This window comes from Acidisoma cellulosilyticum (assembly GCF_020621385.1).
Classification (GTDB): domain Bacteria; phylum Pseudomonadota; class Alphaproteobacteria; order Acetobacterales; family Acetobacteraceae; genus Acidisoma; species Acidisoma cellulosilyticum.
Genome location: NZ_JAESVA010000012.1, coordinates 1 through 23,689, shown reverse-complemented (window position 1 = coordinate 23,689; position 23,689 = coordinate 1). Strand labels below are relative to the sequence as shown.

At 65.1% G+C, this 23,689-nt stretch carries 20 protein-coding genes; 11 read left to right on the top strand and 9 right to left on the bottom strand.

Translation table 11 applies throughout. The annotated features are described in order from the left end of the window. The first annotated feature begins 46 nt into the window (after positions 1–46). From ACELLULO517_RS23575 to ACELLULO517_RS23560, 4 genes are all read left to right on the top strand, one after another. Positions 47–2,896 carry an ATP-dependent DNA helicase gene (locus ACELLULO517_RS23575; RefSeq protein ID WP_227309896.1) on the top strand — a complete coding sequence of 950 codons (2,850 nt, stop codon included), beginning with the start codon at positions 47–49 and terminating at the stop codon, positions 2,894–2,896. Between the two features lie 4 nt (positions 2,897–2,900). Beyond that, positions 2,901–4,385 carry an MFS transporter gene (locus ACELLULO517_RS23570; protein WP_227309895.1) on the top strand — a complete coding sequence of 495 codons (1,485 nt, stop codon included), beginning with the start codon at positions 2,901–2,903 and terminating at the stop codon, positions 4,383–4,385. Positions 4,386–4,496: 111 nt separating this feature from the next. Next, positions 4,497–5,528, top strand: coding sequence for an L-glyceraldehyde 3-phosphate reductase (gene mgrA, locus ACELLULO517_RS23565; RefSeq protein WP_227309894.1), 1,032 nt, complete (start codon positions 4,497–4,499; stop codon positions 5,526–5,528). 152 nt (positions 5,529–5,680) lie between these two features. After that, a complete protein-coding gene (locus ACELLULO517_RS23560; RefSeq protein ID WP_227309893.1) occupies positions 5,681–7,867 on the top strand; it encodes an amylo-alpha-1,6-glucosidase in 2,187 nt (728 codons plus the stop codon). A 141-nt stretch (positions 7,868–8,008) separates the two neighbouring features. On the opposite strand, the gene ACELLULO517_RS23555 is transcribed toward ACELLULO517_RS23560, so the two are convergent. The 9 genes from ACELLULO517_RS23555 to ACELLULO517_RS23515 all read right to left on the bottom strand — a co-directional run bounded on the left by ACELLULO517_RS23555 (position 8,009) and on the right by ACELLULO517_RS23515 (position 15,683). Beyond that, positions 8,009–8,539, bottom strand: coding sequence for a chromate transporter (locus ACELLULO517_RS23555; protein WP_227309892.1), 531 nt, complete (start codon positions 8,537–8,539; stop codon positions 8,009–8,011). After that, positions 8,536–9,213, bottom strand: a complete 678-nt coding sequence (locus ACELLULO517_RS23550) for a chromate transporter (protein ID WP_227309891.1) — start codon at positions 9,211–9,213, stop codon at positions 8,536–8,538. Before ACELLULO517_RS23550 ends, ACELLULO517_RS23555 begins: the two co-directional genes overlap by 4 nt. Beyond that, complete coding sequence (locus tag ACELLULO517_RS23545) at positions 9,188–10,198, bottom strand: phospholipase D-like domain-containing protein (protein ID WP_227309890.1); 1,011 nt, start codon at positions 10,196–10,198, stop codon at positions 9,188–9,190. The genes ACELLULO517_RS23550 and ACELLULO517_RS23545 overlap by 26 nt, the downstream gene beginning before the upstream one ends. Before the next feature lie 167 nt (positions 10,199–10,365). Beyond that, positions 10,366–11,592 (bottom strand): imidazolonepropionase, encoded by a 1,227-nt coding sequence (gene hutI, locus ACELLULO517_RS23540; RefSeq protein WP_456304403.1) that lies wholly within the window; start codon positions 11,590–11,592, stop codon positions 10,366–10,368. Positions 11,593–11,625: 33 nt separating this feature from the next. After that, positions 11,626–11,895, bottom strand: a complete 270-nt coding sequence (locus tag ACELLULO517_RS23535) for an HU family DNA-binding protein (protein WP_227310007.1) — start codon at positions 11,893–11,895, stop codon at positions 11,626–11,628. A 318-nt stretch (positions 11,896–12,213) separates the two neighbouring features. After that, complete coding sequence (locus ACELLULO517_RS23530; protein ID WP_227309889.1) at positions 12,214–13,056, bottom strand: ABC transporter ATP-binding protein; 843 nt, start codon at positions 13,054–13,056, stop codon at positions 12,214–12,216. Beyond that, positions 13,049–14,083 carry a taurine ABC transporter substrate-binding protein gene (locus tag ACELLULO517_RS23525; RefSeq protein WP_227309888.1) on the bottom strand — a complete coding sequence of 345 codons (1,035 nt, stop codon included), beginning with the start codon at positions 14,081–14,083 and terminating at the stop codon, positions 13,049–13,051. The genes ACELLULO517_RS23530 and ACELLULO517_RS23525 overlap by 8 nt, the downstream gene beginning before the upstream one ends. Positions 14,084–14,115: 32 nt before the next feature. After that, positions 14,116–14,892, bottom strand: a complete 777-nt coding sequence (locus ACELLULO517_RS23520; RefSeq protein WP_227309887.1) for an ABC transporter permease — start codon at positions 14,890–14,892, stop codon at positions 14,116–14,118. Then, on the bottom strand, positions 14,889–15,683 hold the full coding sequence (locus tag ACELLULO517_RS23515; protein WP_227309886.1) for an ABC transporter permease: 795 nt from the start codon (positions 15,681–15,683) through the stop codon (positions 14,889–14,891). The genes ACELLULO517_RS23520 and ACELLULO517_RS23515 overlap by 4 nt, the downstream gene beginning before the upstream one ends. Before the next feature lie 217 nt (positions 15,684–15,900). Here ACELLULO517_RS23515 and gorA point away from each other — a divergent pair, with 217 nt between their 5' ends. From gorA to ACELLULO517_RS23480, 7 genes are all read left to right on the top strand, one after another. Then, positions 15,901–17,286, top strand: a complete 1,386-nt coding sequence (gene gorA, locus ACELLULO517_RS23510; protein WP_227309885.1) for a glutathione-disulfide reductase — start codon at positions 15,901–15,903, stop codon at positions 17,284–17,286. 121 nt (positions 17,287–17,407) lie between these two features. After that, positions 17,408–18,826: a class II 3-deoxy-7-phosphoheptulonate synthase gene (locus ACELLULO517_RS23505; protein WP_227309884.1), complete on the top strand. Its 1,419-nt coding sequence runs from the start codon at positions 17,408–17,410 to the stop codon at positions 18,824–18,826. Between the two features lie 22 nt (positions 18,827–18,848). Then, positions 18,849–20,003, top strand: a complete 1,155-nt coding sequence (locus tag ACELLULO517_RS23500; RefSeq protein ID WP_227309883.1) for a nicotinate phosphoribosyltransferase — start codon at positions 18,849–18,851, stop codon at positions 20,001–20,003. 115 nt (positions 20,004–20,118) lie between these two features. Beyond that, the gene (gene gltX / locus ACELLULO517_RS23495) at positions 20,119–21,465 is read left to right on the top strand and encodes a glutamate--tRNA ligase (protein WP_227309882.1); all 1,347 of its coding nucleotides are present in this window, start codon (positions 20,119–20,121) and stop codon (positions 21,463–21,465) included. A 127-nt stretch (positions 21,466–21,592) separates the two neighbouring features. Next, on the top strand, positions 21,593–22,240 hold the full coding sequence (locus tag ACELLULO517_RS23490; protein WP_227309881.1) for a 2OG-Fe(II) oxygenase family protein: 648 nt from the start codon (positions 21,593–21,595) through the stop codon (positions 22,238–22,240). A gap of 5 nt (positions 22,241–22,245) precedes the next feature. Further along, positions 22,246–23,034: a DeoR/GlpR family DNA-binding transcription regulator gene (locus tag ACELLULO517_RS23485; RefSeq protein WP_227309880.1), complete on the top strand. Its 789-nt coding sequence runs from the start codon at positions 22,246–22,248 to the stop codon at positions 23,032–23,034. A gap of 111 nt (positions 23,035–23,145) precedes the next feature. Further along, positions 23,146–23,689 (top strand): FAD-dependent oxidoreductase (locus tag ACELLULO517_RS23480; RefSeq protein ID WP_227309879.1); only part of this gene is annotated, 544 nt, incomplete at its 3' end.

Genomic DNA, 23,689 nt, shown 5'->3' with positions numbered 1-23,689 from the left:
TTCCTCACTAGGAAAGGCGCGGTATCCGGTCAATGAAGCTTGCGGTATGAGTGTGTCCCACGGACCGGGTTCCGTCTCCTTTCCGGAATGGCCTGCGCTTGCTGCCGGCACCGGCCTCGCGGTCGTGCTGACGGCCGATGGTGAAGTGCTGCAGCTGGACAGTCGGGAGGCGGCCAAGCTGCTGGACAGTTCCGAGCCGCCGCTGCTGATCCATGCGCCCGCCATCTGGCGGCGCCTCGGCCTGCGCGCCATGCCGGCCTATGATCTGCTGGAGCTTTTCGCCTTCGTCCGCCCGGCGAAACCCGCCGTGCCGACGGCGCGCGGCCTGGCCCAGACGCTTGACCTTCCCCTGGTTGGGCAAGGGCTGGAAAACGCCGCGTCGAGCCTGCCCAATCTCGCCCTCGCGCTGTTGGAGGAATTGACCCGCGACGCCGGCCTGCCGGCGTCACGCGATCTGCCCGCGCTCGCCCGCCGCATGGGCGAGGCCGGGTGGCTGTGGGCGCCCCTGGTATTGGCGGCGCTCGACCGGGGCGGCGCCATACCGCCGCCGGCCAAGGACGGCAATGCCTTCCGCGTCTGGCGCCGCCTGCCGGAATGGGAGGAAGGCGCACCGCCGCCCGAACCCTCCTCCCTGCCCGTCTCCCCGGTCGAGGCCCGCACGCGCTTGGCGCGCCTGGTCGGCGAGGACGCAGAGACCCGTCAGGGCCAGGCGGATTACGCCTCGGCCGCCGCGGCCGCTTTCACACCGCGCGAGGTGGCGGGCGCCCCGAATATCGTGCTGGCCGAGGCCGGCACGGGCACCGGCAAGACGCTGGGCTATGTCGCCCCAGCCAGCCTTTGGGCCGAGCGCAACCATGCGCCGGTCTGGATCAGCACCTATACCCGGCATCTACAGCGGCAGGTGGAGAGCGAACTCGAACGGCTTTTCCCTGACCCGAAGGAGCGTCACCGCCGCGTCGTGCTGCGCAAGGGCCGCGAGAATTACCTCTGCCTGCTCAATATGGAGGATGCGGTCACGGCGGTTCTGGTCGGCAGCAATCCGGCGCTGACCGTTCCGCTCGGCCTGATCGCGCGCTGGGCGAGTGTGACCAGCGACGGCGATATTCTGGGCGGCGATCTGCCCGGCTGGTTCATCGAGATCTTCGGCGCCCCGCTGCTGGGCTCCCTCGCCGACCGCCGTGGCGAATGTCTGTATGCCGCGTGCAGCCATTGGAAGCGCTGCTTCGTGGAGCACGGCATCCGCCGGGCGCGGGAGGCCGATCTGGTCGTCGCCAATCACGCGCTGGTGCTGACGCAAGCCGCCTGGGGCGGGTTGGACGATAATTACGTGCCGACCCGCTACGTCTTCGACGAAGGCCATCACATCTTCGATGCCGCCGACGCGGCTTTCTCGGCCGAACTCTCGGGGCGGGAGGCGGCGGAGCTGCGCCGCTGGCTGCTGGGCGCGGAGGGCATGCGCAGCCGGGGCAAGGGTCTGACGTCGCGCATCGGCGATCTGGTGGGGGAGCGCGCCGATCTGATGGCGCCACTGGATGCCGCGCTGATGGCAGCGCGCAGCCTGCCCGCGCCCGGCTGGGGATCTCGACTCACCCATGATACGCCATCGCCCGACGAAACGCCCGCCGAGCCGGTTGCGGCTAATCCATCCGAAACCTTCCTCGTCGCTCTGCGCACCCAGGTGCTGGCGCGGCTTTCGGGTCGCGGCGGGGAGGATGAGGCCCGCGCCGGCTTCGCCGCCGAATGCGATCTGCACCCGACCTCCGAAGACGTCGTCGGCGCCGCCGAGACGCTGAAACGCGCGCTGATGCGCATCGCCGAACCGCTCACCAATCTGCGCGCAAGGCTGCTGGCGCGGCTGGACGAGGAGGCCGATGAGCTGGACCAGGCGACCCGCGCGCGCATCGAAGGCATGGGCCGCACCATCGCCCGCCGCGCGCTGGAACCGCTGAAAGCCTGGATCGCCATGCTGGCGGAACTGATCGAGCCGCCAGCGGTCTCCGACACCTTTCGCGGCCATGTCCAGTTTTTACGTCTCGACCGGTCTGAGGGGCATGTCCGCGACGTGGCATTGCTGCGGCATTGGCTGGACCCGACTTTGCCCTTCGCGACCACCCTCGCGGCCCCCGCCCATGGGCTGCTCATCACCTCGGCCACGCTGCGCGACGGCGGCGAGGACGACCCCGAGCGCGCCTGGACCGAGGCCGAGGCCCGCGTCGGTGCCAATCACCTGGCGCTGCCCGCCATCCGCGCCAGCCTGCCCAGCCCCTTCGACTATGCCGCGCGCACGCGTGCCTTCGTCATCAACGACGTCGATACCGGCGACCCGGCTTCGCTGGCGGCTGCCTATCGCACGCTGTTCCTGTCGTCCGGCGGCGGCGGCTTGGGCCTGTTCACGGCTATCGGGCGGTTGCGTTCGGTGCATCGGCGCATCGCGCCCGCTTTGGAACAGGCCGGATTGCCGCTCTATGCCCAGCATATCGACGCCATGAATAATTCCACGCTCGTCGATATTTTCCGGGCGGAAGAAAATTCCTGCCTGCTCGGCACGGACGCCATGCGGGACGGCGTCGACGTGCCGGGCAATGCGCTGCGGCTGGTGGTGTTCGAGCGCGTGCCTTGGCCGCGCCCGGATATTCTGCACCGCGAGCGGCGCATTCACCTGTCGGGCGGCGCGCCCAAGGAATTCGACGACCGCATTGCGCGCCTGCGGCTGCGCCAGGCTTTCGGCCGGCTGATCCGCCGGGTGGATGACAGGGGTGTCTTCGTGCTGCTTGACCGGCGCACGCCAACCCGGCTGCTCTCGGCCTTTCCGCCCGGTGTGGCGGTCGAACGGGTCGGACTTGCGGAGGCCGCCGCCACGACCCGCGAATTTTTGGGGCCGCAGGGACAAGAGTAACGCCATGAGTGACGCGACTTTGGCGATGCCGGCTGCGCCAAGGGCCGCGCGGCCGCGTCACGCCCGGCTGATCATCGCCGCCATGCTGATCTCGACCTTCATGGCGGCCGTGGAAGTCACCGTCATCAGCACCGCCATGCCGGTAATCGTCAGCAAGCTGGGCGGCTTTCATCTGTTCGCCTGGGCCTTCGGAATCTATCTGCTGGCCCAGGCCGTGATGACGCCGCTGTATGGGCGGATCGCCGATAGTTTCGGCCGCAAGCCGGTCTATCTGGCCAGTACGAGTCTGTTTCTGGTCGGTTCGCTGCTATGCGGCTGCGCCCATAGCATGGTCACGCTGATCGTCTTCCGAGCGATCCAGGGGATCGGCGGCGGTGGTCTGGCGCCGCTCGGCACCACCATCATCGGCGATGTCTGCGCGCCGGAGGATCGGCCGCGCATCATGGGCTATGTCTCGGGCGTCTGGGGCATCGCGGCCATTGCCGGGCCAATGCTCGGCGCGTTTTTCGTCCATACGCTGGGCTGGCAATTCTGCTTCTGGGTCAATCTGCCGGTCGGACTTGTGACCATGACCATGGTCTGGCGCTTTCTGCGCGACAGCGCCCAGACGCGCAGCCGGGCGCCGATCGATCTGGCGGGCTGTGTTCTGCTCGTCGCCGGACTGGGCCTGATGATGGCGGCTTTGATCCAGTGCGAGGCTTTGCCGACCGCGCAGCTGGTCCTGCTGCTGGCGGTCGCCTTTGTCGCGCTGGCCGGTTTCGGCCTGCGGGAGCGGCAGGTGCGCCATCCCCTGCTGCCGCTGCACCTGATGTTCCGGCCGCTGCTGATAACGGCCAATCTCTCCTCCCTCCTCGCCGGCACCCTGCTGATCGGCATGACGGCCTTCCTGCCGCCGCTGATCCAGGGCGTGATGGGGCGCGACGCGCTGGACGCCGGCATCGTCATCGGCGTGCTGAGCGTGTCCTGGACCATTGCCAGCATGACGATCGGCCGGGTGGTGGGCCGTGTTCCGAACCGCGTCCTCGCGGTCGGGGCCGGCATTGCCATGACGATCGGCATGGCGGTCCTGGTGCCGATCGCGGATGGCCGCAGCCTGGGCTGGCTGACCTTGATCGTCATTCCCATCGGCATCGGCATGGGCCTGACCAGTATCGTCTTTACCCTTGCCGTGCAGGGCAGCGTGCCGGCCCATGAGCGGGGGCGGTCCATCGCGCTGTTCTTCTTCAGCCGGCTGATGGGACAAGCGCTGGGGGCCGCGGCCTTCGGCGGCGTGCTGAATGCCGGCCTGGCCGACACGCATGGCCATGACCTGATGCAGGCATTGGTCAATCCGAGACTGCGCGCCGCGCTGTCGCCGGCCCATCTGGCGGCCGCGACGACCCGGCTTGACCAGGCGTTGCACGGCGTCTTCGTGCTGGCTGCCGTCCTCGCCTTGGCCGCGTTGGCCGTCGCCTGTTTCACGCCCCGGAGGGCGGAGCAGAACCCTTGATCATGCTGAGCGCCCGTCAGCTCAGTGATGAACCGGGCGACCTAGCGCCGCGCCGCCCGTGCGGGCTAGGTTTCGGGCCAAGACCAACAAGACGAGAGAGACAGGAAAGCCATGACCTATATCGCCGATCCGGGCCGCTATGAGGCCATCCCCTATCGCCGTTGCGGCCGGTCCGGCCTTCAGCTGCCGCTGATCTCGCTCGGCCTTTGGCACCATTTCGGCGGCAAGGATGTGCTGGAAAACGGCCGCGCCATCCTGCGCCGCGCCTTCGACCGTGGCGTGACGCATTTCGACCTCGCCAATAATTACGGCCCCCCCTACGGTTCGGCGGAGGAGAATTTCGGCACCCTGCTCAAGAAGGACTTCCTGCCCTATCGCGACGAGCTGATCATCTCCTCCAAGGCCGGCTGGGACATGTGGCCCGGCCCTTACGGCATGGGCGGCAGCCGCAAATATATCGTCGCCAGCTGCGACCAGAGCCTGAAGCGCATGGGGCTGGACTACGTCGATATCTTCTATTCCCACCGCCCCGATTTCGAGACGCCGCTGGAAGAGACGATGGACGCGCTGGCCCAGCTGGTCCGTCAGGGCAAGGCGCTGTACGTCGGTATTTCGTCCTATGGGCCTGAACTGACCCGCAAGGCCGAGGCCCTGCTGCGCGAACGCGGCGTGCCGCTGCTGATCCATCAGCCGTCCTACTCCATGCTCAACCGCTGGGTGGAAGACGGGCTGCTGGACACGCTGGAGGAGATCGGCACCGGCTGCATCGCCTTCTCCCCCCTCGCCCAGGGTCTGCTGACCGACAAATATCTGGGCGGCGTCAAGGAAGGCACGCGCGCGGCGGCCGGCGGGTCATTCTCCAAGGATCTCATCACCGAGGAGAATCTCACCCGGGTCCGGGCGCTGCACGCGATTGCCGAGGCGCGCGGCCAGTCCCTGGCGCAGATGGCGATTGCCTGGGTGCTGCGCAGCCCGGCCGTGACGACCGCGCTGATCGGCGCGCGCAATGTCGCTCAGCTGGACAATGCGCTGGATGCGGTGAAGAATCTTGCCTTCTCGGCCGAGGAACTGACGGCGATCGACGTGCATGCGCAGGAGGGCGGCATCGACCTCTGGCGTGAGGTGTCTTCGTTCAAGGGGTAGCAAGCTCGCCCGAACCCACTACGTCATGCGCGGCTTCATGCCGCGCACCTACCCATGATGGCGCCGCGACGGGTAGACCCGCGGGACGAGCCCGCGGGCGACAGGGCCGTCGTGCGGACGACGGGTCGGGCCGTGACTGAGATGGAGTGATGATGAGCGCTGTTCTTCCCAAAGCCGACCAGGTCGAGCCGCCCTATGCCGTGGGAGCGACGCTGTCGCTGCAGGAGCGGCAATATCGGACGCTGAAGAACGGCGACATGTTCGGCATCTTCGACCTGTCCGGCAATATCCTGCCCTATGACGGCGGGACGGAGGGACTCTACAACCGCGATACCCGCCATCTGTCGGTCTTTGACCTAACCATCGGCGGCGGCCGGCCGGTTTTGTTGAGCTCCACGCTGCGCGAGGACAATACTGCGCTGATCTGCGACCTCGCCAACCCGGACCTTACCCGTGACGGGACCGTCGTGCTGGATCACAGCATGGTCCATGTCCGGCGGGTGCGTTTCATGATCAACGCGACGCTGTTCGAACGCATCCAGATCCGCAGCTTCGCGCATGAGCCGCAACTGATCCGGCTGGAATTCACCTTCGATTCCGACTTCGCGGATCTGTTCGAGGTGCGCGGCACGCCCCGCGTGCGCCGTGGCACGCGGCAGGCGCCGGACGTGGATGAGGCCAGCGTCACGCTCGGCTATGTCGGGCTGGACGAGAAGCGCCGCACGACGCGGCTGCGCTTCTCCCCCCAGCCGACGACGCTGGACGGCGGCCGCGCCAGTTTCGACGTGGAGGTGCAGCCCGGCCAGCAGACGCTTCTTTATGTCGAAATCGACTGCAACGATCAGCCTGTCGTCGCGGCGCGGGACGTGCGCGCCAACTACCTGATCAGTTTCGTCGAAGTACGGCGCTGGATGCGCACGCGCTCGGCCCGCGCGGCGGCGATGGAAAGCTCGAACGAACTGTTCAATGAAGCGATCCGCCGGGCGATTTCCGACCTTTATATGCTCATCACCGAAAAGCCGACCGGGCTTTACCCCTATGCCGGCATTCCCTGGTTCACCGCCGTCTTCGGCCGCGATGCGCTGATCACCGCCTATCAGGCACTGTGGCTGGACCCCGCCATTGCGCGCGGCGTGCTGAAATTCCTGGCCGAGGTGCAGGCGACCGAGACCGATGCGGCGGCGGATTCGGAGCCCGGCAAGATCGTGCATGAAATGCGCAACGGCGAGATGGCGGAATTGGGCGAAGTGCCCTTCCGCCGCTATTACGGCAGCGTCGACAGCACACCGCTTTTCGTCATGCTGGCCGGCGCCTATTTCGAACGCACGCATGACGGGCACATGCTGCAACAGCTTTGGCCGCATCTGGAAGCGGCCATGGAATGGATCGCCAAATATGGCGACCGCGACGGCGACGGCTTCGTCGAATATTATCGCGCGACCGGATCCGGGCTGCAGAACCAGGGCTGGAAGGACAGTTTCGACAGCGTCTTCCATGCCGACGGCAGCCTTGCCGAAGGGCCGATCGCGCTCTGCGAAGTGCAGGGCTATGTCTATGCGGCCCATCGCGCGATGGCGGAGATCGGGCGCCGGCTGGGCCATGAGCAGGTCGCGACCTTCCACGACAAACAGGCGGAGACGCTGCGCGCCGCTTTTGAGGAAGCCTTCTGGTGCGAGGAGATCGGCACCTATGCCATCGCCCTGGACGGCGCGAAAAAACCTTGCCGCATCCGCACATCCAACCCCGGTCATCTGATGATGACCGGCATGATCCTGCCCGAGCGCGCGGCCCGGATGGCCGAGGGCTTCATGAGCCACGATTTCTTCTCGGGCTGGGGCATCCGCACCGTGGCCAGCACGGAAGCGCGCTACAACCCGATGGGCTATCACAATGGCTCGGTCTGGCCGCATGACAACGCGCTGATCGCCATGGGCCTGGCCCGCTACGGCCATACCGACGCGGTCGCGAAGATTTTCGAGGGCCAGTTCGACGCGGCCCTTTACATCGACATGCGGCGGTTGCCGGAGTTGTTCTGTGGCTTCGCGCGGCGGCGCAACCAGGGGCCGACCTTCTATCCGGTCGCCTGTTCGCCGCAAGCCTGGGCGGCGGCAGCACTGCCCGCCCTGCTGCAGGCGTCGCTCGGTCTGTCGATCGATCCCGCCGCGCGCTCTGTCATCTTCAGCACGCCGAAACTGCCGAGCTTTTTAGACGAGATGATCCTGCACAATATCCGCATCGGCGAGGCGCGCGTGACGGTCCGGATTCAGCGGATGGGCGATGAAGTGGCGATCAATGTGCGCGAACGCCAGGGCGATATTCATGTGGTGGTGAAAAGCTGAGGAGGTTTCCACCCCGTCATGCCCGGCTTCATGCCGGGCACCTACCCGCCGCAGCGCCCAGACGGCCGCTTGCCTACACGCAAGGGTAGATCCCCGGAACGAGTCCGGGGACGACTAGTGCAATTGCGCGGACGACCTGGGTCAAGCGCTGAAGACATACCCCGCGAAGCCGCAGCAGACGGCGACGATGAGCGGGTTGATCTTGGTCGCACAGAGCACGACCGTCGCCACGACCGTCATGGCCAGCTGAACCCAATGGCTCTCGGCCTGACGCGCGACGACCATGCCGCCGGCCAGGATCAGCCCGACCGTGATCGGCGCCAGCCCGTCCTGCAGCGCGTGGCGGAAGGGCTTGTCGCCATGGCCGCGGTCCCAGACCTTGGCAAGGCCGTAGACGATGAGCCCGGTCGGCACGACCATGGCGGCCGTCGCGATCAGCGCGCCCCAGACCCCGCCCGCGCGATAGCCGAGCAGGCTGACGATCAATGTGCTCGGACCCGGCGCGGCCTGCGCGATGGCGAAGGAATCCGTGAATTGCTGGGCCGTCAGCCAGTGATGGACCGAGACGGTCTGCTGCTCGAATTGCGGAATGACCGCGTTGCCGCCGCCGAAGGCGAGCAGAGAGGTAATGCCGAAGACCGAGCAGAGTTGAAGGGCCAGGGTCAGGGTCATGATGCCGCTCCGGGAGGGCGCGCCTGCGCCTTGCGATGGGCTCGCCGCCAGGCCCAGCCGATGCCGAGCGGGGCCGTCACCGCCAGGGTCCACCACAAGGGCCAGCGCAGGATGCCGTTGAGCACGAAGGTCAAGGCGAATAGCAGGATGGGCACGATGGAGGTGAGCGTCGTGCGCCCGGTCTTCCAGACCATCTGCAAGGTCATGGCGACGGCCGCCGCCGCGAAACCGCCGAGCACATGCTGCACGGCGTGGGAGTGCTGGAAGGCCGCATAAAGGGCCGCGATGCCGACCAGCAACAGCGTCGGCATGGCGATGAGACCGGCGAGCGCCGCCCCTGCCCCGCGCAACCCGTTCAACTTGGTGCCGACGAAGACCGCCAGATTGACCTGATTGGCGCCGGGCAGGATGCGGCAGATCGTCATCGCACTCAGAAATTCGGCGTCATTCATCCATTTCCGCCGCGCGACGACCATTTCCCGCGACCAGGCGGACAGACCGCCGCCGAAACTGGACAGCGAAATCTCATTGAAGGTGCGCACGATCTCCCAGGCGGTGGCGCGGATGGGCGAGGCCTCGTCTGGCGCGGCGGGCGCCGCGCCCGAGGTCTCGTCGCTCACCGGATTGTTCGGCTCCGTCTCCGCCACGTCATTCGTGGACGAGTTCGGCGTCATGCGGATGGTCATCCTCGTCGATCAGCTCGACCGTCAGCGGGTCCGGCGGATCGTAGTGCTTGGCCTCATGCCAATCATCGATGAAGACCTGGGCCAGCGCCTCGACCGCCAGCGGATCGTTGACGAAACACCCCAACTCGCGGCGCAGATCGAAAGCGCTGCGATCGATATTCATCGAGCCGACGACGGCGTGTTTGCCGTCCGCCAGCAGCAGCTTCGCATGCAGGCGCAGGCCCTTCTGCTTGCGGATCTTGACGCCATGCAGCTTCATGAGACGCAGCGAGGCGAAAGTGTCCAGAACATCCCAGGTGCTGATGCCGTGCTTGCCACCGCAGAGCACGCGCACGCGCACGCCACGCTCATTCGCCTGGATGATCCGGTCCAGCACCACGGCATCGACGAATTTCGGATGCTGCACGTCCAGCGTATGCTCAGCCATATCGATAAAATGGCACATGAGCGCGCGCGAGCCGCGATTGCTCCAGATCAGCGCGCTTCTGTCCTGCTGGACAAATTGCTTGCGAGACCAGTCGGCCTCGAAACAGCCCTCCATCTCCGCGATGACATCCGCATCCTTGGTCACAATGCCGTAGTCGCGCGTCGTGGTGAAATACTTGACGCCAAAATTATAGGTCGCGATCATGGCGACGCGACTGTCGACGACCATCGATTTTTCATGCGTCACCGCGAAGGCCGGGCTGCTCCAGGCGACGGTTACGCCGCCCTTTTGCAGGCGCATTTTCATATCGTCATTGGCGCGGCTACCGGACGAGCGCGCCGGGTTCAGCATGACGCGAACCAGCACACCGCGTTGCTGCGCCGCAATCAGCGCTTCCGCAATATCGTCCGCCGTGAAGGTGAACATCTTCAGGCAGATCGTCTTATGGGCCTCGTTGATCAGATCCAGGACCGGCTGACTGCCATCCTGCGGTTCCACAATCGCGCGGGCGGAGCCGATCCAGGCAATTTCGTGTTCGTTGTCCATGCCTGCCCTACTGCCGCTCCCAATCGAACTCAGCTTGTCTTACCAGATTGTCATCCGCAAGCGGAACATCCCTGAGACGAAAACCGCATCGCCGCAATAGCCTGCTCGTCTTTTCACCGGTATGGCGCGCGCCCATGTGCGGGTTTCGGACGAAAAGGCAAAGCCCGTCAGCCCGGCTCTCCGGCAAAAACGCGGGAATAGAGGGGATTGGAGCCGAGATTATGGAAAATCTCGGCCGGATGGCCGACCGACCAAATAGCCAGGTCACAGGCCTTGCCTGGTTCCAGCGAGCCGATCTCCCCGAATTTGCCCAGGGCCTTCGCTGCTTCCCGCGTCGCACCCAGCAGCGCCTCATGCACCGTCAGGCCGAACAAGGTCGCGGCCATATGCATGGTAAGCAGCAGCGAGGCGAGCGGCGAGGTGCCGGGGTTGCAATCGGTCGAAACGGCCATGGGCACGCCGTGGCGACGGAAGGCCGCGACGTCCGGCGCTTTCTTCTCCCGCAGCACGTAATAGGCGCCGGGCAGCAGCACGGCGACGGTGCCCGCAGCCGCCATCGCGGCGGCGCCGGCGTCATCCGTATATTCCAGGTGATCGGCCGACAGCGCGCCGAAGCGGGCGGCGAGCGCCGCGCCGCCGCCATTGGTGAGCTGATCGGCATGGAGTTTGACGGGCAGGCCCAGCGATTGGGCCAGCGTGAACAGCCGCGCGACCTGATCGGGCGAGAAGGCGATGCTTTCGCAGAAGGCATCGACGGCATCCGCCAAACCTGCCGCCGCGATCGCCGGCAGCATGGTCGTGCAGATAAGGTCGATATAGGCCTCGCGGTCGCCATTGGCTTCCGGCGGCAAGGCATGGGCGCCGAGAAAACTGGTGAGCACGCGCAAGCGGCGCCGTTCGGCGATGGTGCGGCCGGCGCGCAGCAGCTTCATCTCCTGCGCGAGATCGAGACCATAGCCGGATTTCGACTCGAGCGTCGTGACGCCTTCGGCGATCAGCCGGTCGACCCGGCCAAGGGCCTGATCGACCAAAGCCGCCTCGGTGGTCGCCCGCACGGACCGGACGGAGGAGACGATGCCGCCGCCGGCCCGCGCGATATCCTCATAGGCAGCACCCGCAAGACGCATCTCCCACTCGGCGGCGCGGTTATCCGCATAGACGATATGAGTATGGCAATCGACGAGGCCGGGGGTGACCCATCGCCCGTCAAGGTCGATGGTTTCCCGCGCCTCCGCCCCGGCCGGCAGATCGGCGGCCGAACCGACGAAGGCGATCCGGCCATCGCGGCTGGCGATGATGCCGTCTTCGATGACACCGAGACCCGGCCGGTCAGCCGCCATGCTGGCCAAGCGGCCGCCAGTCCAAATAAGATCGAACGCCGGTCTCGTCGTCACAAGCTCTAACCCGTAGCCCCCAAGGAGGCCGGATTAGACGAGCTTTTTGAGCGAAGGGGAAGCCTTGAAGCGCACGGTCTTGCCGGCCTTGACCTTGATGGCCTCACCGGTGCGGGGGTTCAAACCCTTACGCGCCTTGGTCTTGCGGACGATGAAGGTGCCGAAGCTCGGCAAGGTGAAGCGGCCGTTTTTCTTCAATTCGCGAATAATCGCCTGCATCACATCGGTCGCGGCGCGGTTCGCGGCGACGCCCGTGGTGTCGGCAGATTCCTGTATGACTTGGGCAATAAACGCTTTCGACATCAAAACCTCTTGGGTGTCAGAAATACGACTCAGGACTCTATCAATCGAGATAAGACGAATCGCAAGCCAGCGCTGGAAGGCTCAAGGCTTCTTCCGCATCTCTATCGACACGTCAATGATTTTTTAACGTATTGCATCAACCACTGCGATCAGACCCTGTATTTCTTGATCGCGATCGATTTTGATTTTCGTTTCTATTTCGATTCGATGCTGCTCAAATCTGGATTGTGAGACATAATAACAACTCCCGGCGACGGATAAGGAAAGTAAATCGATGAAACCTTTCCTTGTTTCTGATGCGAACAGAGGGCGAGGCGGTTAGCCGCCGCCCTCCCCCCAAATCAATGCGAGGACCTGTTCGCGTAACGTCACAAAATCCGCACCGGCCTTGATACGGCGAATATCACGCTCCCCCGCCAGGCGCGCGAAAGGTGCCGCGATGCGCTGCAGAATCCGGCCAGGACGTTGCGACATAACAACGACATCGGTGCCGAGATAAACGGCCTCATCGACGCTATGGGTAATGAACAGCACCGTCATGCCGCGGCGCTTCCAGACGGCGTGAAGCTCCTCCTGCATCTTTTCGCGCGTCAGCGCGTCGAGTGCGCCGAACGGCTCATCCATCAACAGAATGTCGGGCTCGTTGGCGAGCGCACGGGCGATCGCCAAGCGCTGCTGCATGCCGCCCGACAGCTGATAAGGATAGCGGTTGCGGAACTCCCACAGCCCCACGGAATTGAGCCAATATTCAACGCGGGCCTGACGCTCGGCCTTCGGCAGGCCGCGCATGGCGGGACCGAATCCGGCATTGGCCGCAACTGTTTTCCAGGGAAACAAAGCCGCATGCTGGAAGACGACGCCGCGATCCGGCCCGGGGCCGGTGACCGCCACGCCCGCCACGCTGACCGTGCCGGATGTCGGCTTCAGGAACCCTGCCAGGGTCTGCATCAATGTCGTCTTGCCGCAGCCGGAGGGACCCACGATGCAGATGAAGTCCCCCTGCGCGAAGCCGAGATCGGTCGGGCTTAGCGCCGGCACCGCCTGAGCGGTCCCGGCACCATAGGTGACGGAGACCTGATCGAACCGCACGAACCCGGACGCTGCCCCCGTGTCGGGAACCGCATCACCCCCGGCCGCCGGCACGCCCAAGTGATCAGGCAACGGCCTTTTCCAGATAGCTGGTGTCGATGCCCTTCTGATAGGCGGGAAGCTTCAGCGCGCGGCGAATGCTTTTCTGTCCGACCAGGAATTCGGCGGTATGTTGCAACTCGGCGGCGAAAGCGCCGGGATTGCCGGGCGTGCCGAGCCATGCGGCGGTCAGCTGTTCCTTTTGCGGCACGAAATCATACTCTTTCATATTCGCCGCCGCGACGGCTGCCGAAACGCCGGTCGCTTGCCCCACGATCGCCGCCGCATCATCCGGATTGGTCTGCCAATAGGACAGCGCCTTGCCATAGGCGCGCAGGATGCCGGTGACGGCATCGGGATGCGCGGCGGCGAAACCGTTGCGAGCGATGATAAGGTCGGCGATCACATAGCCCTTATCGTCGAGTTCCTTATAGGTCTCGTAAACTTCGCCGCCGTCGGCGAGAATCTCAGCCTTGGCCGGGCTCCAGACATAAGCCCCGTCGATATCGCCGCGCTTCCAGGCGGCGACGATCTGATCGGGCGGCAGATCGAGCACGGTGACGTCGCTGAGCGAGAGGTTATTGGTCTTGAGAAAACCGATGAGGCGGAAATGCGAGGTCGAGCCGAAGGGGGTTGCGATTTTCTTACCCTTGAAATCGGCCGGGGTCTTGATATTGGCGGCGGCGCGGACCGTCATTTCCTCGGCCGGTCCGATATTGTCCAGCATGCCGATGACCTTATACGGAATGCCCTGGCTGATGCCTGACGCGGAGGGCGAGGACCCGATGCCGATGCCGATATCGATGCCGCCGCCGACGACGCCGGCATTGATCTGCGCGCCGCTGCCGACCTCGATCCAATTGATCTTGGCATTCGCCTCCTGCTCGAACCAGCCCTTGGCCTTGGCGATGGCGGTCGGCTTCGTTTCCACGAAATAGGCGATATTGATGGTGGTGGCGTCCGCCGCGCTTGCGCGGCCGATGGGCAGGCTGGCGGCGAGCCCCAAACCTGCCGCGCCGGCGAGGAGTTTGCGGCGGCCAATGCCGGAAATGTCACTCATGCGTCTCTCCTGCTGATGATGGGTCACGCGTTTCATTTTCCTGCCCAATGGACGATGCGGCGCTGGGCAAAAATAAGCCCACGGTCAAGAGCAATGCCCATGGCCGCGATGATGAGAATGCCGGCAATGACATAGTCGCTGCGCAAGAAGCGCCCGGCATCGAGAATAAGCCAGCCGATGCCGCTGGCGCCCGCAATCATCTCCGCCGCGATCAATGTTGCGTAGACAATTCCGATGGAGAGCCGGGCGCCGATGAAGATATCGCCCAGCGCCGACGGCAGCACGACATGGCAGAAGATCTGCCAGCGGTTCGCGCCCAGCGAGCGGGCGGCCAGCACGCGCTGGGGCGAGACATTGCGCACCCCGTCCCGCGCGGCGACGGCCGAGACCGGCAGGGCCGCCAGAAACAGCAGAACGATCTTCGGTGTCTCACCGATACCGAACCAGATGATGAGCAGCACAAGATAGGCCAGTTGCGGCAGCGGACGCAGGAATTCGATATAGGGCGCAGCCAGCGCATCGAGCTTGGACGACACGCCCATGCCAAGCCCGAGCAGCGTGCCGATGATGGTGCCGAGACCGAAGCCAAGCCCCACGCGCATCAGGCTGAGACCGATATGGCCGCCGAGGCTGTAGCCCTTATAGCCATTGAGCACGAGATCGGCGGCGCCATCCCACAGCTCATCCGGCGTCGGCAGCAGCAGGTCCGAGACCGCGCCGGTATAAGTAGCGACGGCCCAGGCCGCGAGCACCAGGACAATGCTCGCGAGCGTTACCACCCAGGGACGGCGGTTCAGAAAAGCGATCACTCCCGCCCTCGCCAATGGATCAAACCGCGATCAAGCCCGAGCAGCAGGCTGTTCAGCCCCATGCCGAGCAAGCCCAGCAGAATGATGCCGAGCAGGATGATATCATTGCGCAGATATTGGCTGGCGGAAAAGATCATCCAGCCGAGCCCGTCGCTGCCGGCCATGAGTTCCGCCGCGACGACCGTCGAGAAGGCGGCGGCGAGCGCGATGCGCAGGCCCGTGGAAATCGTGGGCAAGGCCGCCGGCAACAGGACATGGCAGAAGATTTGACCCGAACTGGCACCGAGCGACTGCGCCGCCTGGATCTTCTGCCGCGACACCGAGCCGACGGCGGCATAGGTGGCGCTGGTGATGATCGGGAAAGCGGTCAGCGCCAGCAGGCCGATTTTCGCGGTATCGCCGGTACCGAGCCAGAGCGACAGCAGCACGAGAAAAGAGAGCGGCGGCAGCGGCCGCAGGAATTGCACCATCCAATCGGCCGCCGCCGCCGTCAGCCGGCTCATCCCCATCCAGAGGCCGAGCGGCACACCGACGAGCGTGCCCACGGCAAAACCAGCGACCGCGCGCAGCAGTGTCGCGATGACGTCCTGGCCCAGACTGGTGCCACGATAGCCATGGCGGGATATGTCGATGAAGGCGGCCCAGACCTCGGCCGGACTGGCGAGCAGCCCGGAGGGAATGAGATGCAGGCTGCCGAGCGCCTGCCACACGCCCAGTCCGATCGCGACGGACAGCGTGCCGAGGCCGAGCCGCGTCCAGCGCTCGCCCGCAGCAGCCCCCTGCCCGCTCATGCGTAAGGCCTGAATTGAACCATAGAACGAGAGTAAAATTCTCCCCCAACCCTGTCAATTACTCGCGATCGATAGTTTAATTTTCTACAGAGCGCCTGTTCAAGGGCAGGCATTGCCGGGCGGCCGCTTGCCTTCGTCATGCATGACAGCCCGTGTTTGATTGCACCCTGCCGCCGGCCTATGTGAGAGGCAACCTCACGCGAGCGGGAGCCCTGCTTTGACCTATGATTTCGACCTATTTGTCATCGGCGGCGGTTCGGGTGGCACGCGCCTCTCCCGCATTTCGGCCAGCCACGGGGCGCGGGTCGGCGTCGCCGAGGAACGTTTCTGGGGCGGCACCTGCGTCAATGTCGGTTGCGTGCCCAAGAAACTGATGGTCCAGGCCGCCGAATACGGCAACTGGGCCGAGGATGCTCTCGGCTTTGGCTGGGATATCACCAAGGGCGAGCACGACTGGCAGGCTTTCATCGCCGCCAAAGACCGCGAGATCGACCGGCTGCAGGGCATCTACGCGACGATGCTGGGCAAAGCCGGTGCCAAGACCTTCGACGCCCATGTGAGTTTTATCGACCCTCATACCTTGGATGTCGGCGGGGAACGCGTGACGGCCGCGAATATCGTCATCGCCACCGGAAGCACGCCGCATAAGGCCGATATCCCCGGCGCTGACCTCGCGGGTATTACCGATGACCTGTTCTATCTCCCGACGCGGCCCAAAAGGCTGGTGATCGTCGGCGGCGGCTATAGCGCCGTGGAATTCGCCGGAATCTTCGCGGGCCTGGGGTCCGATGTGCATCTGGTCTATCGCCAGCCGCTGCCCTTGCGCGGCTTCGACCAGGATCTGCGCGAAGCCTTGGCGGAAGCGATGGCGGCGGGCGCCATCCATCTGCACCCGAGCGTCTCGCCGACGCATATCCGGGCGACGGGCGCCGAGGGCCAGGGCCGCTGCGTCACCTTGTCCGACGGCACCGAGATCGAGACAGATTTCGTGGTGCTGACCACGGGGCGTGTGCCGAACCTGACCGGGCTCAACCTGGCTGCCTCCGGCGTAGCCTTGAACGAGTATGGCGCGGTCGCGGTCGATAACGGCAGCCGCACCAACGTCGCGCATATCTATGCGATCGGCGACGTCACGGATCGGCTCAACCTCACCCCCGTCGCCATCGCCGAGGGCCATGCCTTGGCCGATACGCTGTTCGGCGGCAACCCACGGGAAGCGAGCCTGGAGAATGTGCCGACGGCCGTCTTCTCGGACCCGCCGCTCGCGACTGTGGGATTGAGCGAGGAAGACGCCGCCCAACTGGGTGCGATGGATATCTATGTCAGCCGCTTCACGCCGATGCGCCATACGCTGACGAAACGGGCCGGCCGAAAGGCGCTGCTGAAGCTGGTGGTGGACCAGAAGACCCAGAAGGTGCTCGGCGCCCATATGCTGGGCGAGGACGCGGCCGAGATCATGCAGGGGCTTGGCATCGCCGTGCGCATGGGGGCCACCAAGCAGGATTTCGACCGCACCATCGGCATTCATCCGACGGCGGCTGAGGAATTCGTGACGATGCGCACGCGGACCCGCGTTGCGGGCGCCGCAGATAGAGCCGAGTAGCTTTTCACGCCATTTCGGCCGATAACCGCCGGCCGTGCCGTGAATTTGACTGCACTGCACAAGACCAGAGCGCGGCGCTAAGCCAAGGAAATCCGGCGCCGCCAAGACGAGGAAGAGACCGATGAGCCAGACGGGAAATAACCGTCCTCTCGAAAACCGGGCCGCAGACCTGTGGACCCCGGCGAGCTGGCGCAACAAGCCGGTGCGGCAGATCCCTGCCTATCCGGATGTCGAGCGCCTGGCCGCCGTCGAAGGCCGCCTGCGGCGATACCCTCCTCTGGTCTTTGCGGGCGAGGCCCGGCGTCTGAAGGCGTCGCTGGCAGAAGTGGCGGCTGGACGCTCCTTCGTGCTGCAGGGCGGCGACTGCGCCGAGAGCTACGACGATTTCACCGCCAATGTGATCCGCGACACCTTCCGGGTGCTGCTGCAGATGGCGGTTGTGCTGACCTTCGGCAGCAGCGTGCCGGTGGTGAAGATGGGTCGCATGGCGGGCCAATACGCCAAGCCGCGCAGTGCTGAGATGGAGACGGTCGGCGATGAGACGCTGCCGAGCTATCGCGGCGATATCATCAACGGGCCGGCCTTCACGCCGGAATCCCGCATCCCCGATCCGGGCCGCATGGAGACGGGCTATTTCCAGTCGGCCGGCACGCTGAACCTGCTGCGCGCTTTCGCGACCGGCGGCTATGCCGATCTGCACAGCGTCCATCGCTGGAATCTCGGCTTCGTCGAGCGCAGCCCGCTCGGCGCCCGCTACCAGGATCTGGCGGCGCGTATCGACGAGACGCTCAACTTCATGCGCGCTTGCGGCATGACGGCGGAAACCGCGCCCCAGATCCGGGAGACGGAATTCTACACGAGCCATGAGGCGCTGCTGCTGCCTTACGAGGAAGCGCTGGCGCGGGTCGATTCCACGACCGGCGATACCTATGCCTGTTCCGCGCATTTCCTGTGGATCGGCGACCGCACCCGGCAGCTGGACGGCGCGCATGTCGAATTCATGCGCGGCATCAAGAACCCGATCGGCCTTAAGGTCGGGCCCTCGACCGAGCCTGAGGATCTGCTGCGCCTGATCGAGACGCTGAACCCGACCAACGAGGCCGGGCGTCTGACCCTGATCAGCCGCATGGGGGTGGAGAAGCTGGAAAGCAAATTCCCCCGCCTGCTGCGCGCCGTGCATCAGGCCGGGGCCAATGTCGTTTGGCTCTGCGATCCGATGCATGGCAACACGATCTCGACCAGCCATGGCCGCAAGACCCGCCGCTTCGATTCCATTCTGGGCGAGGTGCGCGGCTTCTTCGAGGCGCATGCGGCGGAAGGGACCTGGCCGGGCGGCATTCATGTCGAGATGACCGGACAGGACGTGACGGAATGCGTGGGCGGTGCCCATCGCCTGACCGAGGCGGACCTGGGCCGCCGTTACGAATCCTTCTGCGACCCGCGGTTGAATGCCGAACAGTCGCTGGAACTCGCCTTCCTGGTGGCAGAGGAATTGAAGGCAAGACGTCTGCCTTCCGCCGCTGCCGTCGCCGCCGAATAACGATAAGAAAAGGCAAGGCGGGATGGATACGCTCTCGGCGCAGGATCTGGTGCAGACGGAAACGATTGCCGCCTATACCGATGCCTATTTCAACAAGACCAAGGCGATCGTCAGCCGCTTCGGCGATAAGACCGTCACTTATGCGGTCTTTCTTCGGCGGCCGGTGATCTCGGCCCCGAAGCTGATGCTGGACTGGCTGGAGGAGGTGGCGGCCGCCCGCAGCACCACCTTCCAGTTCGAGATCCTGCATGAGGAAGGCGAATGGGTCGGGGCCGGCGAGCCGCTGCTGTATATCACCGGCAGCTACGTGCATCTGTCCGATCTGGAGACGCTGCTGCTGCAGAAGCTGGGCTCGGTCTGCGTCGCCGCGCATCACGCCTATCAGATGTGTATCGGCCTGCCCCATGTCACCTTCCTGGCCATGGAAGCGCGACATTGCGCGGGGACCGAAATGCAGTCGATGATGGCTTACGGCGCCTCCGTCGGCAGCCGCGCGGCGCAGCGCGAGGGGGCGAAGGGCTTCGTCGGCAATGCCAATGACGCGACGGCGCATTTCTTCGGCGCGGCGCGTGGCCTGGGCACCATGCCCCATGCCCTGATCGGCTACGCGGGCTCTACCGTGCGGGCGGCCGAGATGTATCACGAGACATTCCCGGACGATAACCTGACGGTGCTGGTCGATTATTTCGGCCGCGAGATCACCGACGGGCTGGCCGTCTGCCACCGTTTCTCGGGCCTTGCGGCGGCCGGCAAGATGTCCCTCCGCCTCGATACCCATGGCGGCCGTTTCCTCGAAGGTCTCGATCCAGCCGAGAGCTACGCGGTGCTGGAGCGTCGCAGCCCCGGCGCCATCCGCCGCTATCGTTCGGACGCCGAGCTGCGCCATCTGGTCGGCACCGGGGTCTCGGCGGCGGCCATCTGGCGGATGCGCGAGGCGCTGGACGAGGCTGGCTTCGATCGCGTGCGCATCGTCGCCTCCTCCGGCTTCGGCGTCGATAAATGCCGCGTCATGGCCGACGCCCATGCGCCGATCGACGTGGTCGGCACCGGCAGTTTCATCCCCGACCATTGGCATGAGACTTACGCGACCGCCGATATCATCGCCTATGACGGCGAAGCGCGGGTGAAGCTCGGCCGTGAATTTTTGCTGCAACGGCGCAACCAGAACGGCGGCTGATCGGGGCGGTCGGCTGCCGTCGTCGCCGGTACAATTCGCAAGACCGGCAGTTGCGGCAGGTCTGAAACCCGGCTGAGGCTTTGACGAAGACCGGAGGCTGGGGCATGGGGTGGGGATGAACGCCAGCACCCCTCGCCTCCGCTTTGCGCCCAGCCCCACGGGCTTCCTGCATGTCGGCAATCTGCGCACCGCCGTCGCCAATTACCTCTTCGCGCGCCGTCACGGCGGGCAGCTGATGCTGCGCATGGACGATACCGATACCGCGCGGTCGAAGCCGGAATATGAGGCCGGGATTCAGGAAGATCTGCGCTGGCTCGGCATTCATTGGGACGACTATGCGCGCCAGTCCGACCGCATGGCGCAATATGAGGCGGCGGCCGACAGGCTGAAGGCCGCCGGCCTGCTCTATCCTTGTTTCGAAAGCGAGGAGGAATTGGCCGCCAAGCGTGCCATGCGCCTGAAGCGCCGCCTGCCGCCGGTCTATGACCGTGAGATGCTGTCGCTGACCGCCGAGCAACGCGCGACGGCCGAGGCGAACGGCAAGGTCCCCTATTGGCGCTTCAAGCTCTCGAACGGTGAAGTGACCTGGAAGGACCTCGTTTTCGGGGACCGCCGGGTGAAACTGCCGAGCTTGTCCGACCCGGTGCTGATCCGCGCCGATGGCAGCTTTCTGTACACCTTCACCTCCGTCGTCGATGATCTGGAATTCGGCGTGACGCACATCATCCGGGGCGAGGATCATGTCACCAATACCGGCATTCAGATCGACCTGATGCGCGGGCTGGGCGGCAAGCCTGAGACGATCGGCTTTGCCCATCTGCCGCTGCTGACGGATGCCGAGGGCGGCAAGCTGTCCAAGCGTTTCGACAGCCTCTCCGTCCGCAGCCTGCGCAAGGATGGGCTGGAGCCCGACGCCATCATCGCCTATCTCGCCCGCCTCGGCTCGGCCGATGACATGGTGGCGCTGACGCGCGACGAAGTGACGGCAAGCTTCGATCTGGGCCGCATGTCGCATTCGGCCGCCATCTTCGATCCGCGCCAGCTGCTCGGCATCAATCGCCAGATGATGCATCGCGAGAGCTTTGCCGATGTGGCGAGCCGCCTGCCGCAGGGGGCGACGGAGGACTTCTGGCTCTCCATTCGCGGCAATCTGGACCTGCTGTCGGAAGCCCGCGTCTGGTGGGAAATTCTGGCCGAGGAGATCTCGCCCCCGATCCAGGCCGAGGACGCCGATTTCCTGCGCGCGGCGGCTGACGCACTGCCGGCCGAGCCCTGGGACAAATCGACCGCCAGCCTTTGGACCAAGGCGCTGGGCGCCGCCACCGGCCGCAAGGGCCGCGGCCTTTATCACCCGCTGCGACTGGCTTTGACGGGCGAGGAAAGCGGGCCAGATCTGAAGGACCTGCTGCCGCTGATCGGACGGGAAAAGGCCGCGCGCCGGCTGATCGTCTCTGCCGGCTGAGTTCCTTATTCGAATAGTCTGGGCCGGTGCAGGCTCAGTCCGGAAGGACGGGTGTGGGGACGCGCGTTCCTTTCGCTCTTGACAGGGGCTAGGGGCGCGCGCACAGGCTGACGCGGGAGAAACGAAAATGGCGCGCGTCGAAATCAACATTCGCGGTCTTTTTGCGACGCCCGTCGCGGCCGTCGAACTGCCCGACGCCCCCGCGCGCAATGCCGAACTCCGCCGCATCATCCTGGACCGTCGTGCGTCTCACCCCTCCGTCCAGGCGTCGAACGCGGGCGGATGGCATTCGGACCGCGACATCCTCGACTGGGGTGGTGCGCGCATGAGCGAGGTCATCACGGCGGCGCGTGGCATTGCGAACCAGATGACGGCGGATCGCCAGGGTCAACCGCTGCGCCCCAACTGGACCGTGCAGGCCTGGGCCAATGTCAACGGTCCCGGCGACGGCAATATCGCGCATTACCATCCCGGCAGTTTCTGGTCCGGCACCTATTACGTCGATGACGGCGGCTGCGCCGATGACCCGTCGCTCGGCGGCGAATTCGAAATGATCGATCCGCGCGGGCCTGGCCCCGGCATGTATGCGCCGGCGCTGAAATTCGCCGGGGAAGACGGGGCTTCGGTCGGGTCCGGCGAGACCATCCGGCCAAGACCGGGGCTTTTGTTCATCTTCCCGTCCTGGCTGTTTCATCAGGTGCGGCCCTATCGCGGCGATGCCTTGCGCATCTCCATCGCCTTCAATCTCGGCTTATCCTCCACCGCATCTGACTGAGAATCATGGACATTCTGCGTCCGGCCTCGCGCCGCCAACAGGAAATCGTGACCCTCGTGCGCGAGACAGGACGGGTTTCGGTTGAAGATCTCGTTGCCCGTTTCGGCGTCACGCCGCAGACGATCCGTCGTGACCTGAACGATCTGGGCGAGGCGCGGCTGATCACCCGCACCCATGGCGGCGCGGTCGTCGCGTCCGGAGTGGAAAACCTCGCTTACGAGGCACGCAAACTCGTCGCGCAATCAAACAAGCGCAGCATCGGCGAGGCGGCAGCGAGGCTGATCCCTGATCATTCCTCGCTGTTTATCAATCTGGGCACGACGACCGAGGAAGTGGCGCAGGCGCTGGTGAACCATACCGGCCTGCTGGTCATCACCAACAATATCAATGTCGCGAATTTTCTGTATCGCAACAGTTCCATCAATGTCGTGATCGCGGGCGGCACCATCCGGCCCACCGATGGCGGCGTGGTGGGGCAGATGGCCGCCGATATCATTCGCCAGTTCAAGGTCGATCTCGCCATCATCGGCACCTCGGCGATCGACGAGGACGGCACGCTGCTGGACTACGATGTGCGCGAAGTGCAGGTTTCGCGCGCGATTATCGAAAACGCGCGCCAGGTCGTTCTGGTGACGGACCAGACCAAATTCAACCGGCGCGCCCCGGTACGCATCGCGCGCCTGGATGAAATCCATACGCTGGTCACGGATCGCGTTCCGCCGAAAATGTCCGAGCTTTTGCAACGACTTGGTACCGAGGTTATCGAAACCGGCGGCGAGTTGGAGGAAGAATAGACAGCGATTTTCGCTATGCGCGCATTTTGATCGCTTGCGCATTCGGAAATTTCGTGTTTCTGTTCAGTTACCAAAGCGCCCATCAAGAGCGCGGGATGGAACGAATTAAATTTGGAAACAAACGCGCCCTCAAAGACCCCGCCTAAGGTCCCCGCCGAGATCTACGACCTTGCCGTGATCGGCGGTGGCATCAATGGCTGCGGCATCGCGCGCGACGCGGTCGGGCGCGGCTGGCAGGTGTTTCTGTGCGAGAAGAGCGACCTTGCCTCCGGCACGTCCTCAGCCTCCACCAAGCTGATCCATGGCGGGTTGCGCTACCTGGAATATTACGAATTCCGGCTGGTCCGCGAAGCGCTGATGGAGCGCGAGGTGCTGTGGGGCATCGCGCCGCATATCGTCTGGCCGCTGCGCTTCGTCCTGCCCTATCACAAGAAGCTGCGGCCGCGCTGGCTGCTGCGCCTCGGCCTGTTCCTTTACGATTACATTGGCGGCCGGAAGAAACTGCCCGCCACACGCGGCGTCAATCTGCGGCGCGACGTCACCGGCCAGCCGCTGAAACCCGACTTCGTCCATGCTTTCGAATATTCCGATTGCTGGGTCGAGGATTCCCGCCTCGTCGTGCTCAACGCCATGGACGCGGCGGCCCGCGGCGCGG